Consider the following 13,890-nt stretch of genomic DNA (forward strand, 5'->3'; position numbering starts at 1 on the left):
CCGATCGGCGCATACCAGATGCATACGGGTGGCCGGGGCGCATTGGGGCAACCGCCGACGACCGGTGCCCGTGAAAGCCCTCTCCGGCCTACTGTGGGGATGTGCGCCTGCCGTGCCCAGCCGCGGCAGGGGCGCCCCTTTGCTCCTGAAGGACCTTCAGGAGCGGAGAGAAGGGTTTTCCAACACGGCGCCGTCGAGGGTTGTTGTCGGGCATCGGGTCGCGTGGCGGCACCGCCGGCTGTGAGAGGGACGGGAATGGAACCGAGCGAGAGCGCCGCTCCGGACTCACGGCTGCGCCGGATGGTCGGCGCATGGCAGGACAGCCGGCGGACCGGGCGACCCGGGGAGCGTCCGGGCGGGGAGGGACCCGCCGCCGGACAGTACCCGGCCGGACCCTATACGGCGGTCGAAGGCCGCGGCGCCTCCCCACTCACCGCCGAACGTTCGTCCGGGCTGCCGGGCGACGAGCCGGAACGGCACCCGTCCTGGCCCGCCCTGCCCGCGGCGGTCGTCGCGGCGGCCGGGTTCGTCCTGGGCGCCGGTTTCTACCGGGCCTTCACCGACGGCCACGCCCTCTTCCCGTCCGGCACGGTCGGCTGGTCGCTGGCCCTGCTGACCGGTGTCATCGTCGGCCACCTGGTCGCGCTCGGCCGTGCTCGCTGGTGGGGCGGCACCGGCTCCGGCGCCGCTCTCACCCTTTCGGTCCTGCTGCTGTACGGCTGGGTGTCGGCCGGTCTAGTCAGCCTGACCGTCGTCCTGCTGGTCGGCGTGGCCCGGCGCCACCGCTGGCGGCAGGGCGTGCTGCACGGATCGGTGGACATCCTCGGCATCGCCGCCGGAGCCCTGCTGCTGCGCGCCTTCGGCCGGGTGCCGTCGGTCGAGCACCCCTGGAGCTCCGACACCTGGACCTTCTACACCGCCCCCCAGGTGGTGCTGGTCGCGGTCGCCTATCTCGCGGTCAGCCGCACCGTGGGCTGGTATCTGCACGCCCCGCGCTCCGGCGGCCTGCCCACCGTCGCCCGCACCGCCCTGGTCAGACAGGGCCTGGTCGCGGTCGCGCTGCTCGGCATCGCGCCCCTGGTCTGCGTGGTCGCCACCGCCAAGCCCATCCTGCTGCCGCTGTTCGCGATCCCCCTCATCGCCCTCGACTCCACCCTCTGGATAGCCCGGGCCCGGGCGGAGGAACAACTGCGCGATCCGCTGACCGGGCTGCCCAACCGCCAGTGGCTGCTGGAACGCATCTGGATGGCTCTGGACGACGCCGAACGCATCGGCGCCCGCTCCGCCCTGATGCTCATCGACCTCGACCGCTTCCGCTCGGTCAACGACACGCTCGGCCATCTCGCCGGTGACCGGCTGCTCCTGCAGATAGCCGACCGGCTCCGCCTGGCGGTGCCGCGCGGTGCGGAGGCGGCGCGGCTCGGGGGCGACGAGTTCGCCGTCTTACTGCCGGTCGCGGACTCCACGACCTCCGCGACCCGGATCGCCCGCGGGCTGGTCACCGCCCTCAGCTCACCGCTCGACCTCGACGGTCTCACCCTCGTGCTGGAGGCCAGCGCCGGAGTCGCCATCTTCCCGGATCACGCCCTCGATGCCGAGGGCATGCTGCGCCGGGCGGACGTGGCGATGTACCAGGCGAAGCGGGACCGTACGGGCGTCGAGGTCTACGAGTCCAAGCGGGACTCCAACACCCCGGACCGGCTCGGGCTGCTCGGCGATCTGCGCCGGGCGCTGGAGGCCCACGAGGTCCAGCTGCACTACCAGCCCAAGGTCCGCTTCGACGGACAGGTGGCCGGCCTTGAGGCCCTGGTCCGCTGGGTGCACCCCGAACGCGGCAAGGTCCCACCGGACGAGTTCATCGCCATCGCCGAGTCGTCCGGGCTGATGCCCTACCTCACGGAGTACGTCCTGGACACCGCTCTCGGGCAGGTCGCCGAGTGGCGCTCGCAGGGGCTGTATGTGCCGGTGGCGGTCAATGTCTCCCCGCGCGATGTCCACACGCCCGGCTTCGCGGGTTCGGTCGCCGCCCGGCTCGCCCGGCACGGTGTCCCCGCGGGATCGCTCCAACTGGAGATAACCGAGCATGTCCTCCTGGAGGACCCGCAGCGCGCCGCCGACACCCTCGCGGGGCTGGCCGGGCACGGGGTGAAGATGTCCCTGGACGACTTCGGTACGGGGTACTCCTCGCTGGTGCACCTGCGTCGGCTGCCGGTGAGCGAGCTGAAGATCGACCGTTCCTTCGTGGCCCGGCTCGCCGTCGACACCGAGGACGCGGCGATCGTGCGCTGCACGGTCGACCTCGCCCACTCCCTCGGCCTGCTCGTCGTCGCGGAGGGCGTCGAGGACGACGAGACGTGGGAGCGGCTGCGGGACCTGGGCTGTGACGCCGTACAGGGGTGGCTGGTGGCGGCGGCGATGCCTCCGGAGGAGACGACGGCGTGGCTGCGGGCGCGAGGGTCCCGGGGGTGGCAGCGGCCACGGGCGGCTCTCCCCGCCGCCGAGTGATGTCTCCGCCCGATCGGGTCGCCGACCCCGCAGTCCCTGCTCCGCCGTCGCCATGGGAGTCACCGCCGTCGGCCGCTGGGACCTCGTGGAGGACGTAGCCGATGCCGATGCCGATGCCGATGCCGATGCCGATGCCGATGCCGATGCCGATGCCGACGCCGATGCCGATGCCGACGCCGACACAGACACCGACACCGACGCCGGCACGGACGTGGCGGACGCGGACGTCGCACGGGGACCGGTCGCCGTCGGCCGTTCCGGCACCGCCCTGCGCGCCGCCCCCAATACCCGGCCCCGGGAATCCGTTTAACGGCCACGGCCCCCCGCCCCATAGGATTAGGGCCTGACGTCACCTTCCCGCCCGCCCTCCGGGCACCCGCCCCTCGGGCGGACGGCGGGAAGTGACGACAAACCCTGGCCCCAACCGCACACACTCACCCCAGAGGATCGCTGCATGCCTGGCATCACGCGCGAGGAGGTCGCCCACCTCGCCCGGCTGGCGCGTCTGGAGCTGAAGCCCGAAGAGCTCGACCACTTCGCGGGACAGCTGGACGACATCATCGGCGCGGTCGCCCGCGTCAGTGAGGTCGCCGACCAAGACGTACCGCCGACCTCGCACCCGCTCCCGCTGACGAACGTCATGCGGGCGGACGAGGTCCGTCCGTCGCTCACCCCCGAGCAGGCGCTCTCCGGCGCCCCGGCCCAGGAGCAGCAGCGTTTCAAGGTGCCGCAGATCCTGGGGGAGGACTAACCGCCATGACGGACAACGTCAACATCATCAAGCTCACGGCCGCCGAGACCGCCGCGAAGATCGCCTCCGGCGAGCTCACCGCGGTCGAGGTCACCGAGGCCCACCTGGCCCGTATCGAGGCCGTCGACGAGAAGGTGCACGCCTTCCTCCACGTCGACCGGGAGGGCGCGCTCGCGCAGGCCCGTGCCGTCGACGAGAAGCGGGCCAAGGGCGAGAAGCTCGGCCCCCTCGCCGGTGTGCCGCTCGCGCTCAAGGACATCTTCACCACCGAGGGCGTCCCGACGACCGTCGGTTCGAAGATGCTCGAGGGCTGGATCCCGCCGTACGACGCGACCGTCACCAAGAAGCTGAAGGACGCGGACGTCGTCATCCTCGGCAAGACCAACATGGACGAGTTCGCCATGGGGTCCAGCACCGAGAACAGCGCCTACGGCCCGACCGGCAACCCCTGGGACCTCACCAAGATCCCCGGTGGCTCCGGTGGCGGTTCCTCGGCCGCGCTCGCCTCCTTCCAGGCGCCCCTCGCCATCGGCACCGACACCGGCGGCTCCATCCGCCAGCCGGCCGCCGTCACCGGCACGGTCGGCGTGAAGCCGACCTACGGGGCGGTCTCCCGTTACGGCATGGTGGCGTTCTCCTCCTCCCTCGACCAGGGCGGGCCCTGCGCCCGTACGGTCCTGGACGCGGCGCTTCTCCACGAGGTCATCGCCGGACACGACCCGCTCGACTCCACCTCCATCGACGCCCCGGTCCCGCCGGTCGTCGAGGCCGCCCGCAACGGCAGCGTCGAGGGCATGCGCGTCGGCGTCGTCAAGCAGTTCCGCGGCGAGGGCTACCAGGCCGGCGTCATCCAGCGCTTCGACGAGTCCGTCGCCCTCCTCAAGGAACTGGGCGCCGAGATCGTCGAGCTGGACTGCCCGTCCTTCGACCTCGCCCTGTCGGCGTACTACCTGATCGCCCCGTCCGAGTGCTCCTCCAACCTCGCCCGCTTCGACGGCCTGCGCTACGGCCTCCGTACCGGCGACGACGGCACCCACTCGGCCGAGGAGGTCACCTCCCTCACCCGTGAGGCGGGCTTCGGCCCCGAGGTCAAGCGCCGCATCATGCTCGGCACCTACGCCCTGTCGAGCGGCTACTACGACGCGTACTACGGCAGCGCCCAGAAGGTCCGTACGCTCATCACGCGGGACTTCGAGAAGGCGTTCGAGCAGGTGGATGTCATCGTCTCGCCGACGACGCCGACCACCGCCTTCCCGATCGGCGAGCGTGCCGACGACCCGATGGCGATGTACCTCGCCGACCTGTGCACCATCCCGACCAACCTGGCGGGCAACGCGGCCATGTCGCTGCCCTGCGGTCTCGCCCCGGAGGACAACCTCCCGGTCGGGCTGCAGATCATCGCCCCCGCGCTGAAGGACGACCGTCTTTACAGGGTCGGCGCTGCTGTGGAGGCCGCCTTCGTGGAAAGGTGGGGTCACCCGCTGATCGAGGAGGCTCCGTCGCTGTGAGCGCACTGACCAAGGCCAAGGGCTTCAAGAAGTCCAAGTCCGGCACGTACCTGTCCATCGCCGGGACCGCGTTCGGCGCGTTCGGCGTCGCCAAGCGGCTCAAGAAGGCCCGCGCCGACAAGGACACCCTGGTCCTCATCGACGCCACCGTGTCCGCCGTCGCCATCGTCACCGGCCTCGCCATCCTCTACCGCGAGCTGAAGCGGCTGGGCGACGACGACGTCCTGCTGGGCTGAGAGGGAAGTTTCACCGTGACCACCACGACCGACCTGGTGTCGTACGAGGACGCGCTGGCGTCGTACGACCCCGTGATGGGCCTTGAGGTCCATGTCGAACTCGGCACCAAGACCAAGATGTTCTGCGGGTGTTCGACCGAGCTGGGCGCCGAGCCCAACGCGCAGACCTGCCCGACCTGCCTCGGCATGCCGGGCGCGCTCCCGGTCGTCAACGCGATCGGTATCGAGTCCGCGATCAGGATCGGTCTCGCGCTGAACTGCGAGATCGCCGAGTGGTGCCGCTTCGCCCGGAAGAACTACTTCTATCCGGACATGCCGAAGAACTTCCAGACCTCCCAGTACGACGAGCCGATCGCCTTCAACGGCTACCTCGACGTGCAGCTGGAGGACGGCGAGACCTTCCGCGTGGAGATCGAGCGGGCCCACATGGAGGAGGACACCGGCAAGTCCATGCACGTCGGCGGCGCGACGGGTCGTATCCACGGCGCCTCGCACTCACTCCTCGACTACAACCGCGCCGGCATCCCCCTCATCGAGATCGTCACCAAGCCGATCGAAGGTGCGGGCGAGCGCGCTCCCGAGGTGGCGAAGGCGTACGTCCGTGAGCTGCGCGAGGTCATCAAGGCGCTCGGCGTGTCCGAGGCCCGGATGGAGATGGGCCAGATGCGGTGCGACGTGAACCTGTCGCTGCGCCCGCACGGCCGTGAGAAGTTCGGCACGCGGTCCGAGACGAAGAACGTGAACTCGCTGCGGTCCGTGGAGCGTGCGGCCCGCTTCGAGATCCAGCGGCACGCGGCCGTGCTGAACAGCGGCGGCACGATCATCCAGGAGACCCGGCACTTCCACGAGGACACCGGGTCCACGACCTCAGGCCGCGTGAAGGAGGAGGCCGAGGACTACCGGTACTTCCCGGAGCCGGACCTGGTGCCCGTGGCCCCCTCGCGCGAGTGGGTCGAGGAGATCCGGTCGTCCCTGCCCGAGCTGCCGCTGGTCCGCCGCAACCGCCTGCGCGAGGAGTGGGGGGTGAGCGCCAACGAGATGCAGTCGATCGTCAACGCCGGTGCGCTGGACCTGATCGTCGCCACCATCGACGCCGGTGCCGACGCGGCCTCCGCCCGCAAGCGGTGGATGGGCGAGCTGGCCCGCAGCGCCAACGAGTCGGGCAGGTCGCTGGACGAGCTGGCGATCACGCCGGCGCAGGTCGCCCGGGTCACCGAGCTGGTGCACTCCGGCGACCTGAACGACAAGCTGGCCCGCCAGGTCATCGAGGGCGTTCTCGCGGGCGAGGGCACCCCGGACGAGGTCGTCGAGAAGCGTGGACTGAAGGTCGTCTCCGACGAGGGGGCGCTCACCACCGCCGTCGACGAGGCCATCGCCGGCAACCCGGGCGTCGCGGACAAGATCCGCGGCGGCAAGGTGGCCGCGGCCGGCGCCCTGGTCGGCGCGGTCATGAAGGCCACCCGGGGTCAGGCGGACGCGGCTCGCGTCAAGGAACTGATCCTGGAGAAGCTGGGCGTCAGCGAGGGCTGAGGCCCGCCGTAGGACGGCAACCTGGGGGACGCATCGGTTGCGATGCGTCCCCCAGGTGTGTGATCAGCCCCCCAGGTGCGTCAGGCGCATTGTCAGGTGTGATTTCGGACATCGGTGAACGGGCTCCTTGAGTCCTTCGTAGGGGAAGGAGATGCAGAGGAGCTCGGTCGGACCTTCGAACAATGCACCTGCTTCTGTCGGCGGCGATATGCCGGGGACGACGGACGCCGGGACGCCGGCAGCGCTCCGGTCCGCCCCGCACCCGGATTCTCCGCCGGGGCCGGGGACGGGGACGGGGGAGGCGGGAGAGGTGCGGCGGGCCCGTTGGACGACTGCCGGGAGCGGGGCCCTGCTGGCCCTCGCGGGCCTGGCCGCCTCGCTGCTCCGCCTCACCGGATCCGCGCCGGCCCTCGCCGCGACCGCCTATGCCGTCGGCGCCTCGGTGTGCGTGCTGGCGTCGGTCCTCGGCTCCCGGGGACGTACCCGGCGGGCCCTGTGGCTGCTCGTCGCGGGGGCGATGGTGATGGCGTGGGGTGATCAGCTCGACTGAGATGGCAGATTCGACTGAGATGGCAGATTCGACTCTGATGATCCGGTCGTCGTCCTGCTGTGGCTCCTCACCCTCGGCTCGGTCGGCACAGCCGCCGTCGTCACCGGCTCCGCGTGCCGGGCTGGCTGGACCGCCGTATGCCCCGCATCAGCATCGAGCCGCCCGAGTGCCGCGCCGCCCATGAGAGGCTGGCCGCCGCGACGGACGCCGGGGTGGCGGACGTACTGGCGAAGGGGTGGGAAGAACGGGATGTACGCGATATCTCTGGGTGACGACGGAGCCGATCTGCGCCCCTTGGAGCCGTGGCACGCCGAGGAGTTCCTGGCCCATCTGGACCGGGGGCGCGAGTTCATCAACCGCTTCATTCCGTTCGGCGAGAACGCCACGGACCTGGACGGCGCCCGAGCGATGCTCCAGCGGTACGCCGACCTGCGCGCCGCCGACAGCGCCTCCCTGCACGGCCTGTGGCTGGACGGGAAGCTCGTCGGCGGGGTGCTCTTCCTGAACTTCGACGCGGAGAACGGCAACTGCGAGGTCGGCTGCTGGCTGGAACCCGCCGGTACCGGACGCGGTCTGGTCACCCGGGCCATGCGGGTGCTCCTCGACTTCGCGATCGAGCAGCGCGGCATCCACCGGGTCGAGTGGGTAGCGGCCGTGGACAACCGGTCCAGCCTGAACGTGGCCCGGCGCCTGGGGATGACCCGGGAAGGGGTGCGGCGGGAGAGCCGCCCCCACCACGGCGTACGGCTCGACCTCGAGGTGTGGTCGATCCTCGCCCCCGAATGGCGCGCGGTACGGGCGCGTGCCCCACACAGCGATCATTAAGAAACTTCTCAGACAGGATCCGTACGGTGCGCACCATGGGAACCAAGACAGCTGACGAGACCGGTGCCACGACGGGTGCCGAGACCACGACCGACGAGGAGAAGGTGAACGTCACCAAGAACGACGAGGTGACGGAGTCCGGAGCCGAAGCAGGCGCCGACAGGGCGGCCGGAGACGCGGATGCCGGAGACGCGGATGTCCAGGACGCGGATGTCGAGGACGCGGATGTCGAGGATCTCGCTGCGGGGGAGACAGAGGGCGAGCGTTCCTCCGGTGTCGCCCAGGGCGCGGGTGCGGTCGTCTCCGCCGCGCTCGGGGTCGTGTCGCTGACCGGTGGCTGGATCTCCACGGTCGCCTCCGCCCGTGAGACGCTCGACGGCCAGCTGCACATGTCCCAGACCCCGAGCGTCGCCGCTCAGATCAACGTGTACGGCGACGCCTGGCACGCCGCCGCGCTGTGGGGCGGCGTGTTCGCCCTGCTGGCGCTGATCGTCGGCGTCGTCGTCCTGGCCCGGCCCGCGTTCGGCGCGCCCGGCAGGCCCCAGGCACCGTGGATCAAGTCGGTCGCCTGGGGCGGTGTCGCGCTCGGCGTGATCGGCCTTCTGCTGGCCGTCCTCAAGTACACCGACCTCCTGCTGGGACTGCCGTCCACCAGCTGACGGACCGAGCGGCATCACCGCAGTTCCTGAGGGGCCTCAGGGCATCCGTGAGTACCATACGGACGCCCCTGGGGCCCCTCCGGCACGTCCAAGACCCCTCCCGTGACGACGATGCGGAACTACGGCGCGGGGTGCCGAGGCCGGTGTTGCGGTGGGGGATTCGGGGGTTGGTGGCACGGCGCAGGACTCCGGGGCTGGTGGCACGGCGCAGGACTCGGAGGCCCGTGGCACGGCGCAGGACTCCGAGGCCCGTGGCGCGGCGCACGGTGTCGTGGGTGCTGGGCGTCCCGCGCTGCTGCTGCTCTCCTCACGGACGTCGCGGTGCCCGGCCACGCCAAGTCGGTCGTCGCGGGCGGTGCTGTGGGGGAAACCGGTGCCGTGTGGGGTGCTGTGGGGGAAACCGGTGCCGTGCGGTCGGACCCGCGTGCGATGCTCGGGACCGTGGAGACCAGGTCCGTCAGTCCCGTGTTCGTCGGCCGTGGCGACGAGTTGGACACGTTGAACGACGCGCTCGCGCGCGCCGCCGAGGGCGAGCCGCAGGCGTTGCTGCTCGGCGGCGAGGCCGGGGTCGGCAAGACCCGCCTCGTCGAGGAGTTCGCCACCGCCGCGTGCCGCCGGGATGCCGTCGTCGTGCTCGGCGGCTGTGTCGAGATCGGCGCCGACGGACTGCCGTTCGCCCCTTTCTCCACCGCCCTGCGCGCCCTGCGCCGCGAACTGCCCGACGAACTCGCCGCCGCGGCCGCCGGCCAGGAGGAGGAACTGGCCCGGCTGCTGCCCGAACTCGGTGAGGCCTCCCCCGGCCGGCACGACGAGGAGGGCATGGCACACCTCTTCGAACTCACCGTCCGGCTGCTGGAACGCGTCGCCGCCCACCGCACGGTCGTCGTCGCCCTGGAGGACCTGCACTGGGCCGACGCCTCCACCCGCCACCTCCTCGCCTACCTGTTCCGCACCCTGCGCACCGGCCGTCTCGTCGTCCTCGCCACCTACCGCGCCGACGACATCCACCGCCGCCACCCACTGCGCCCCCTGCTCGCCGAACTCGACCGGCTGCGCACCGTCCGCCGTATCGAACTCGGACGCTTCAACCGCGCCGAGGTCGGCCGCCAGATCGCCGGCATTCTCGCTGCCGAACCCGACCCGGCCCAGGTCGCCGCCATCTTCGAACGCTCCGACGGCAACGCCTTCTTCGTCGAGGAACTCACCGTCGCCGCCCACGAGGGCTGCCGCACCGGTCTCACCGACTCCCTCCGCGACCTGCTCCTGGTCCGCGTCGAGTCCCTGCCCGAGAGCGCCCAGCGGGTCGCCCGGATCGTCGCCGAGGGCGGCTCCACCGTCGAGTACCGGCTGCTCGCCGCCGTCGCCCGGCTCACCGAGGACGACCTCATCGAGGCCCTGCGGGCCGCCGTGGGCGCCAACATCCTGCTCGCCACGCCGGGCGGCGACGGCTACCGCTTCCGCCACTCCCTGGTCCGTGAGGCCGTCAGCGACGATCTGCTCCCCGGCGAACGCTCCCGCCTCAACCGCCGCTACGCCGAAGCCCTGGAGGCAGACCGCACGCTCGTCCCCGCCGACGAACGTGTGATGCGCCTGGCCGGCTACTGGTACCGCGCCCACGACGCCGCCAAGGCCCTGCCCGCCGTCCTGGACGCCTCCGTCACCGCCCGCCGCCGGCACGCCCACTCCGAACAACTGCGGCTGCTGGAACGCGCGATGGAGCTGTGGGACACGGCCCCCGAGGACGTCCACGGGCGGCTGCGCCCCGTCGACCACGCCGAGGTCTACCCTCCTCCACTGTCCGAACGACGTGCGGGGACCCCCAGCGGCAGTGCCCCTGCGGCCACTCCGCTGAGCTACCTCGACTTGTTGGCCGAGGCCTCCGTCGCCGGCCGGCTGTGCGGGGAACGCGAACGCGCCCTGAAAATCAGCAAGCGGGCACTGCGGCTCCTGGACGACGAGGCTGACCCGCTGCGCGCCGCCTGGTTCTGGGTTCAGCGCTCCCGGTTGGTCCAGGCCCAGGCCCGCGGCGACGGCCGACAGGAACTGGCCACCGCCCAGGAGCTCGTCCGCGGACTGCAGCCGTCCGAGGTGCACGCCGAGGTCCTGTCCACCGTGGCCAACTGGGCCATGCTCCACGAACCCGGCGCCGACGCCTTCTCCGCGGCCGAGCGGGCGGTGGAGTACGCGCGCATGGTCGGCGCCCGCGAGATCGAACTCAACGCCCGCCTCACCCTCGGCTGCCTCATGGTCGACTCGGGCGACGTCGAAGCCGGACTGACCGAGCTGCACGAGGTCAAGGAGCGCGGGGCCGAGGAGGGCGTGACCCACGTGGCCGGACGCGCCCATGTGAACCTCCCCTCGGAACTGGAGGCCGTCGGCCGCTCGCGGGAAGCGGTCCCCATCCTGGAGGAAGGGATCGCTTACACCCGCAAGCACGGTCTGCTGGACGCCGAGGCGTGGATCTGGGGCAACCTTTCCGACTCCCTCTACTCGCTGGGCCGTTGGGACGAGGCCGCCGAGGCCGCGGAGAACGCGCTGCGGGTCGGCCACAGCGCCAAGCCCCAGGGATCCGGCGCGGTGCGCCTGGCCCACCTCGCTCTGGTCCGGGGCGATCTCGCCGGGGCCGCCGCCCATCTGGCGACCGCCCGTGCCTATGACGGCACCCACGACCCCATGCCGCAGCAAGCCCTGCCTCTCGCCCGGATCGTGATCGGAGTGGCCGCGGGGGAGGGCCGTCTGCTCGACGCCCGCGCCGAACTGGACCGGGTCCTGAAGGCCGGCTTTCCGCCCGGCACCCAGCGCTACGGCTGGCCGGTACTGCTCACCGCCGCCATGGCCGAGACCGACGCCCGCGACCTGCCCGCCGCAGAGCAGGGCCGGGCCGCCGCCCTCGACGGCATCCTCGGCGCCGTCAAGAAGATCACCACGGGCGCACCCGTCTGGCTCGCCGTGGAGAAGTGGGTCCGTGCCGAGGTCCGCCGAGCGAAGGGGCAGGACACCCCCGAAGTGTGGTCGGAGGTGGTCACCGCCTTCGAACCCCTGGAGCACCCCTACGACCTCGCCCGTGTTCGGTACCGGCTGGCCGAGGCCCTGCTCGCGGGCGGCGGGGAGCCCGAGCGGGCCCGGGCCACCGAACTGCTCCGCCTCGCCCACACCGTCGCCGAGCACCTGGGCGCCCGCCCCCTCGCCGAATCCGCCGCCCGCCTCGCCCACCGCGGCCGCCTCACCCTGACCGGCACCCGCGCCCTGAACGGCGGCCGGGCCGGACGGGGCGGGGCCGGACCGGGCGGGGCCGAGACCGGCACGCCGGACGACCCGGCCCGGGCCCTCGGCCTCACCGGCAGGGAACGCGACGTCCTGCGCCTGGTCTCCGCCGGCCGCACCAACCGCCAGATAGCCGAGGAACTGTTCATCTCCCCGAAGACGGCCAGCGTCCATGTCTCGAACATCCTGGCCAAGCTCGGGGTCTCCGGCAGGGGCGAAGCGGCGGCGGTGGCCCATCGGCTGGGACTGTTCGCCGCCGCCGCTTCCCAGGTGCCGAGGACGGGTTGAGGCGTACGCTACAAGTGACCGGCAGGGAGGCGCCGTGTTCAACATGTTCGAGCAGCTGTTCGCACCCGGCCGTAAGCACACCCGCGACGAACAGAAGCGGCTGGAGCTGACCCGGGAGGACGTCGGCAACGGCGATCCCGGGCGCGGACCGATAGATCTCGCGTCCGGGAAGGTCGTCGTACGGCCGTCGACGCCGGACGAAGAGGACTCCCCGGAGGAGTGAGCGCGCGGCAGCGAGCCCCCGCCTCACCGGGCAGTACACCTGGTGCCGCGCCAGGCAATGTTCGCCCCGTCGCGACGCCCGGCACGCCCCCCGCTAGCGCACCTGTATCTCCAGGATCCGGTCGTCCCCGGCCTTCGGGGCACCCCGGCCGTCCGTGTTGCTGGTCACCAGCCACAGCTTGTCGCCGCCCGCTGCGACCACTGTGCGCAGCCGGCCGTACTCGCCCTGGAGGAAGGATTGCGGGGCGGCCGAGGCCGCCGTGCCCTTGAGGGGGATACGCCACAGACGCCGGCCCTTGAGGCCCGCCATCCAGATCGAGCCCTCGGCGTAGGCGATGCCGCTGGGAGAGGCGTCGTCCGTGCGCCACTGGGCGATCGGGTTGCGGTACGAGGAGGTGTCGGACCTGCCCTCGGCGTCGGGCCAGCCGTAGTTGCCGCCCGGCTTGATCGCGTTCAGCTCGTCCCAGGTGTCCTGGCCGAACTCCGAGGCGAACAGACGCTGTTTGGAGTCCCAGGCCAGGCCCTGCACATTGCGGTGGCCGTACGAATACACCGGGGAGTCGGGAAACGGGTCGCCCGGCGCCGGGTCGCCCTCCGGAGTCAGCCGGAGGATCTTGCCGCCCAGGGACTTGGTGTCCTGGGACAGGCCCGTGTCACCGGTCTCGCCCGTGCCCGCGTACAGCATCTTGTCGGGGCCGAAGGCGATCCGGCCGCCGTTGTGGATCACTCCCTTGGGGATGCCCTTGAAGATCGTGTCCGGTGCGCCCAACTGCTCGCCGGACGGCTTCTTCTCGTCGTACAGCATGCGGACGATGCGGTTGTCCGAGGCCGAGGTGAAGTACGCGTAGACCATGTGGTCCGAGGCGTAGTCCGGGGACAGGGCGATGCCCAGCAGGCCGCCCTCACCGGCCGGGGAGACGCCCGGCACCTCGCCCAGCTCGGTCTTCCTGCCCGACTGCCCGTCGACCCGGGTGATCGTGCCCTCGTCACGGGAGGAGACCAGCAGGTCGCCGTCCGGCAGCGGGGCCAGGCCCCACGGGGTGTTCAGGCCCTCGGTGACGGTACGCACCACCTTCACCGACCCCTTGGCGGGAGGCGCCTCCTCCGCGGCTTTCTTGGAGGGCGACGACCCCGACGCCGCACGACCGGGTGTCGTGCTCTCACCACCAAACGGTGATCCGCCGCCCCCGCCGTCGGAGGAGCAGCCAGCGGTCAGCAGGAGCGCGGCCGCGGCCACCACGGCCGACACAGCTCGACGTTGCACGATGTTGGTCCCTTCGACGGGGCGGTTCAGCGGCAGGTTCTACTTTTCATACACCGCTCGCGCCTCACAGGTTCCCGATCACCGAAACCCGATGCGCGCCGTACCGCGTCGCCGCGTCGCACCGCCGTACCGCGCCGTACCGCGCCGTACCGTGCCGCCGCACCGTGCAGCCGACGAGGCCGTCCCGGCCGATCACCGTGCGCCGGTTTCCCAGCCGCTACCAGCGGTCCTGTACAGCAAGACCGAACGCCGCACCCGACGGCCGGCCCACGATCACCTCACCCCGGT

General features: G+C 71.7%; 12 protein-coding genes. 11 read left to right on the forward strand and 1 reads right to left on the reverse strand.

The window, feature by feature from the left end:
* The first annotated feature begins 255 nt into the window (after positions 1–255).
* The 11 genes from M2271_RS09015 (at position 256) to M2271_RS09065 (ending at position 12,339) form a co-directional block, all read left to right on the forward strand.
* Entirely contained in the window at positions 256–2,505 is a 2,250-nt protein-coding gene (locus M2271_RS09015; protein ID WP_280886589.1) for a bifunctional diguanylate cyclase/phosphodiesterase, read from the forward strand.
* 52 nt (positions 2,506–2,557) lie between these two features.
* Positions 2,558–2,815, forward strand: a complete 258-nt coding sequence (locus tag M2271_RS09020) for a hypothetical protein (protein ID WP_280886590.1) — start codon at positions 2,558–2,560, stop codon at positions 2,813–2,815.
* Between the two features lie 144 nt (positions 2,816–2,959).
* Positions 2,960–3,256: an Asp-tRNA(Asn)/Glu-tRNA(Gln) amidotransferase subunit GatC gene (gene gatC, locus M2271_RS09025; protein WP_018531282.1), complete on the forward strand. Its 297-nt coding sequence runs from the start codon at positions 2,960–2,962 to the stop codon at positions 3,254–3,256.
* Between the two features lie 5 nt (positions 3,257–3,261).
* The gene (gene gatA, locus M2271_RS09030; RefSeq protein ID WP_280886591.1) at positions 3,262–4,764 is read left to right on the forward strand and encodes an Asp-tRNA(Asn)/Glu-tRNA(Gln) amidotransferase subunit GatA; all 1,503 of its coding nucleotides are present in this window, start codon (positions 3,262–3,264) and stop codon (positions 4,762–4,764) included.
* The gene (locus M2271_RS09035) at positions 4,761–5,000 is read left to right on the forward strand and encodes a hypothetical protein (RefSeq protein WP_030040520.1); all 240 of its coding nucleotides are present in this window, start codon (positions 4,761–4,763) and stop codon (positions 4,998–5,000) included. The genes gatA and M2271_RS09035 overlap by 4 nt, the downstream gene beginning before the upstream one ends.
* A gap of 15 nt (positions 5,001–5,015) precedes the next feature.
* Complete coding sequence (gene gatB / locus M2271_RS09040; protein ID WP_280886592.1) at positions 5,016–6,530, forward strand: Asp-tRNA(Asn)/Glu-tRNA(Gln) amidotransferase subunit GatB; 1,515 nt, start codon at positions 5,016–5,018, stop codon at positions 6,528–6,530.
* A 208-nt stretch (positions 6,531–6,738) separates the two neighbouring features.
* A complete protein-coding gene (locus M2271_RS09045; RefSeq protein ID WP_280886593.1) occupies positions 6,739–7,080 on the forward strand; it encodes a hypothetical protein in 342 nt (113 codons plus the stop codon).
* 249 nt (positions 7,081–7,329) lie between these two features.
* Positions 7,330–7,905, forward strand: coding sequence for a GNAT family protein (locus M2271_RS09050; protein ID WP_280886594.1), 576 nt, complete (start codon positions 7,330–7,332; stop codon positions 7,903–7,905).
* A gap of 35 nt (positions 7,906–7,940) precedes the next feature.
* Positions 7,941–8,564, forward strand: a complete 624-nt coding sequence (locus tag M2271_RS09055) for a hypothetical protein (protein WP_280886595.1) — start codon at positions 7,941–7,943, stop codon at positions 8,562–8,564.
* A 429-nt stretch (positions 8,565–8,993) separates the two neighbouring features.
* Positions 8,994–12,116, forward strand: coding sequence for a helix-turn-helix transcriptional regulator (locus M2271_RS09060; protein ID WP_280886780.1), 3,123 nt, complete (start codon positions 8,994–8,996; stop codon positions 12,114–12,116).
* A gap of 34 nt (positions 12,117–12,150) precedes the next feature.
* The gene (locus M2271_RS09065) at positions 12,151–12,339 is read left to right on the forward strand and encodes a DUF6191 domain-containing protein (RefSeq protein ID WP_280886596.1); all 189 of its coding nucleotides are present in this window, start codon (positions 12,151–12,153) and stop codon (positions 12,337–12,339) included.
* 93 nt (positions 12,340–12,432) lie between these two features.
* On the opposite strand, the gene M2271_RS09070 is transcribed toward M2271_RS09065, so the two are convergent.
* A complete protein-coding gene (locus M2271_RS09070; RefSeq protein ID WP_280886597.1) occupies positions 12,433–13,602 on the reverse strand; it encodes a PQQ-dependent sugar dehydrogenase in 1,170 nt (389 codons plus the stop codon).
* Positions 13,603–13,890 lie beyond the last annotated feature (288 nt).

The sequence above is a fragment of the Streptomyces sp. LBL genome, assembly GCF_029893585.1.
Lineage (GTDB): Bacteria > Actinomycetota > Actinomycetes > Streptomycetales > Streptomycetaceae > Streptomyces.